This is a genomic window from Streptomyces sp. URMC 126, from assembly GCF_051386555.1.
In the GTDB taxonomy this organism is placed as follows: Bacteria; Actinomycetota; Actinomycetes; order Streptomycetales; family Streptomycetaceae; genus Streptomyces.
This window is the reverse complement of sequence record NZ_JBPQTX010001055.1, coordinates 1-257: the sequence shown is the minus strand read 5'-3', so window position 1 is coordinate 257 and position 257 is coordinate 1. Positions and strand designations below refer to the sequence as shown.

Here is a 257-nt window from a genome sequence, read left to right as displayed (position 1 = left end):
GGTTGGAGCCTTCCACGCCCAGGCCCCACGTGCCGTCCTTGGAGAGTTTCTTCCCGTCGGCGACCAGTTCCTCCCAGGTGGCCGGGGGCCCGTCGATCCCGGCGTCCTCGAACGCCTTCTTGTTGTAGTAGAGGGCGTAGGCGAGGCTGTAGAGCGGCACCGCCGCGGGCGGCTTGCCGGGGGCGCCGGCGGCGGCCAGCGCGGCCGGCACGAACCGGTCCTTGCCGCCGACCTTGGCGAGGGTGGCGTCGTCGAAC

The 257-nt window shown here is 72.4% G+C and carries 1 protein-coding gene; it reads right to left on the bottom strand.

The window, feature by feature from the left end:
- The coding region (locus tag ACSNOK_RS35070) for an extracellular solute-binding protein (RefSeq protein WP_436784744.1) at window positions 1-257 on the bottom strand (257 nt) is incomplete at both ends.